The sequence below is a fragment of the Pseudomonadota bacterium genome (genome assembly GCA_030859565.1).
Classification (GTDB): domain Bacteria; phylum Pseudomonadota; class Gammaproteobacteria; order JACCXJ01; family JACCXJ01; genus USCg-Taylor.
On record JALZJW010000254.1, the window covers coordinates 1 to 2,932 of the forward strand.

6 protein-coding genes are annotated in these 2,932 nt (G+C 59.8%); 1 reads left to right on the forward strand and 5 read right to left on the reverse strand.

Annotation, left to right across the window (positions count from 1 at the left end; translation table 11 throughout):
• The 5 genes from M3436_20340 to M3436_20360 all read right to left on the reverse strand — a co-directional run.
• The coding region (locus tag M3436_20340) for a cation transporter (GenBank protein ID MDQ3566320.1) at positions 1-617 on the reverse strand (617 nt) is incomplete at its 3' end.
• Positions 618-652: 35 nt separating this feature from the next.
• Positions 653-862, reverse strand: a complete 210-nt coding sequence (locus tag M3436_20345; GenBank protein MDQ3566321.1) for a heavy-metal-associated domain-containing protein — start codon at positions 860-862, stop codon at positions 653-655.
• 132 nt (positions 863-994) lie between these two features.
• Positions 995-1,234 (reverse strand): hypothetical protein, encoded by a 240-nt coding sequence (locus M3436_20350; protein MDQ3566322.1) that lies wholly within the window; start codon positions 1,232-1,234, stop codon positions 995-997.
• Positions 1,235-1,438: 204 nt separating this feature from the next.
• Positions 1,439-1,717 carry a cation transporter gene (locus M3436_20355; protein MDQ3566323.1) on the reverse strand — a complete coding sequence of 93 codons (279 nt, stop codon included), beginning with the start codon at positions 1,715-1,717 and terminating at the stop codon, positions 1,439-1,441.
• A gap of 14 nt (positions 1,718-1,731) precedes the next feature.
• On the reverse strand, positions 1,732-2,142 hold the full coding sequence (locus M3436_20360) for a mercuric transporter MerT family protein (GenBank protein ID MDQ3566324.1): 411 nt from the start codon (positions 2,140-2,142) through the stop codon (positions 1,732-1,734).
• A 76-nt stretch (positions 2,143-2,218) separates the two neighbouring features.
• Between M3436_20360 and M3436_20365 the strand changes: the two genes are divergently transcribed.
• Complete coding sequence (locus M3436_20365; GenBank protein ID MDQ3566325.1) at positions 2,219-2,653, forward strand: helix-turn-helix domain-containing protein; 435 nt, start codon at positions 2,219-2,221, stop codon at positions 2,651-2,653.
• Positions 2,654-2,932: the final 279 nt, after the last annotated feature.

Sequence of the window (2,932 nt, forward strand, 5' to 3'; positions counted from 1 at the left end):
GATTCGAGGATGCTTTCGTACTTGGCATGCCGCAGTTCGTCCACCCGACCTTGTTGCTGGGCCAAGAGCGCCGAGCGGTCGATGACGGCGGCTTGTTTTTTGATACCGTCGAACGGATGTGCGGATTGCAGGTGCGCGAGATGCGCAGCCCGGATCATGATCTTGGAGGGCACGCAGCCAACGTTCACACAGGTCCCGCCGAGCGTTGCCTTCTCGATCAGGGTGACGCTGGCACCCTCCTCGGCGGCGCGAATAGCGGCGGCAAACGCCGCCCCGCCACTGCCGATGACCGCGACGTGAAGAGCGCCTCGCGATCTCCGTCGCGGTTTGACGGAAGCCGTGGGTGTGTCGACGACTGAGATGCGCGGCCGGTCCGAGACCCCCTTCGCCACAGTCGAACCCTTGCGATCCAGCACCTCCGCGCCAAACCCTTTGCCCTGGACGGCATCGATGAGCTTCGCGCTATCGACCCCCGCCTCGGTCTTGATGCGGGCGGTGCCTTCGTCGTAGGAGACCTGGGCTTCGACCACCCCGGCCATACCGGCCAGCACCTCCTCGATCGATGTCGCGCAGTGATCGCAGGTCATCCCGGTGATGCGCAGGGTTTGTACGTTCATAGCGCTTGGCTCCTCGTTGCTTGTGGACCGGCGGTCTATGCGCTGAGCCCCGCCTTGAAGCCTTTCGCCTCGATGCGCTCGATGAGGCGCTCGACGCCGACATCCGCAGGCGCGCTCACTCGGGCAATCCCTTCTTCGTAAGAGACCTCGGCCCACACACCCGGCAAGGCGTTCAAGGCGTCTTCGGCCGTACGCGCGCAGTGGTCGCAGGTCATGCCCGTGATGCGAAGCGTATAGGTGCTCATAGTCTCTCCGTAATGCTTAGGACTTGGCTTTTTCAGGGTCGCCTGCAGACCCCGTTCGGGCCACTCCGCGCCGTGCGACCTCACGGACAAAGCCGCGGCCATCGTTCCGCAGGGTCGTATGGTGTCGTGATGTCAGGCTTCCTTTGGATTCTTGCCCTTGCCGGTGGAAGGGAAGAACCGTCCCCACAGTCGTTCAGTTCCCCACCACAGTCCCGCTGTACCGATCACCAATCCCAGAGCGAGCCCGGTCCAAGCGCGTGGTCCTAAGACGAGCAGCCCAAGGCCGTCGAGCAGCGCGACCAAGGCCATGACAAAAAACAACGGTGCCGTGAAGTAACAGTGGGTCCGGCCACAGCGTCTTGCATTAGCCATACAAGCGGTACCCATCCAGAGGAGGCCCGCGACCCAGATCCAGGCGCGCCACGGCGATTCCACAAGTAGGGAGCCGGCAAGCGTCAAGCCAGGGAGCCCCCAAGCGAGCGCGAGGCTGCGGCCCCTGGCAACCCAATCTTTTGATCGATGACCAGAGGCTTCTCGGATGTCAGAGCGTGGTCTCATGTGCCTCGGGAGGCATGCTCACTGGGCCAAACGTGATGGATAACCCGCGTTGGTCGTGGCATCGATTAGGGCCGCGACACCGGTCTTGGCGTCATCGAAGGTCACGGTGGCGGTATTCGTCTCCGCCGAGACGTCCGATATGACCACCCCTTCGATCCCCATGAGGCTCTTTTTCACTATCGGCGCGCAGGCCGGACAGCTCATGTTGTCGACGTTGAGTATGACTGTTCGCTCCGCGGCCAACGTGGGGTCCGCCACGAGCGCCGTCAGGAGTATGATGTGCGTTAGCTTTCGCATGTTGGTGTCTCACATTATGTTTCGATAAACAACGGAGCCACGTAGGGGAATGCAAGGGCCGCGGTGATGATCACGGTCGCCGTCCAAAGGCTCAATTTGGCGAAGCGATCGAAACCCGGTCTCGCGCAGGACGAACCCGGCAGGCATGCCGCTTTCGGCGTGCGGTAGACCATTGCGAATCCTGCCACTAGGCACGCGAGTGTTACGGCCACGAAGTAGGGTTGATAAGGGGCTAACGCCGTTAGGTTACTGATCCACGCGCCACTGATCCCGAGCGCAAACAAGCCGAGCGGCAGGACACAACAAGAAGAGGCCGCGATCGCGGCGAGGATGCCGCCGATCGACACGAGCGTTTTCCCCGCCGCCCGATGTGTCCGACGAGTTTCAGCCGCTGCCTGTCTTATCAAAGAGTTCTCCGAAGCCATGGCGATTTCTCCTAATCCGTTTGTTAGGTAATATAGACCCTGTAGTAACTACAGAGTCAAGAGGCGTTGGTACGCGATGGATATTAATGCCGAGTCCAGCCGGGCAGGCTTGAAAATCGGCCAGCTTGCGCAGGCCACGAAGTGCAACATCGAAACCATTCGCTACTACGAACGGGCAGGGCTCCTTCCGTTACCTCCCCGTACGCAAGGCGGTTACCGGGTCTATGAGTTAGAACACGTCAAGCGCCTGAACTTTATTCGGCGAGCCAGGGATCTCGGATTTAGTCTCGAAGAGGTCCGGGCTTTGTTACGGCTGGTGGACGCGCGCGGACGATCGTGCAACGAAGCGCGTGCTCTCGCCGCGCAGCACCTCACTGATGTGCAAGCCAAGATCACGGATCTGAAATCCATGGAACAGGTGCTGAAAACCATGATAGCTCGCTGTAAAGACGGGAACCTCCCGGATTGTCCACTCATCGAGGCCCTCTTTCGAGAGTCTTGCTTAAGGTAAGGTCCGAGATCCGGGGTTTCCGGTTGGGCCGCGCGTCAATCGTCCGATATTCGTCCGTCGCACGCCGCTACCAATGCCACCCATAATGTTCTCCTGATTTTTCGGAAAGCATCAGGCAACTTACAGCCATTCGGTCCTCAGTATTGCCAATATTCATGGGCTAACCCGGATTTCTCACCGATAGCCAAGAAAAAGGCCGTATCTCGTGGCATAATATGTGTTCGATCAGCATGTTATGCACAATGACGAGGACGGCCTTATGGAAACACAGTGTAGCGG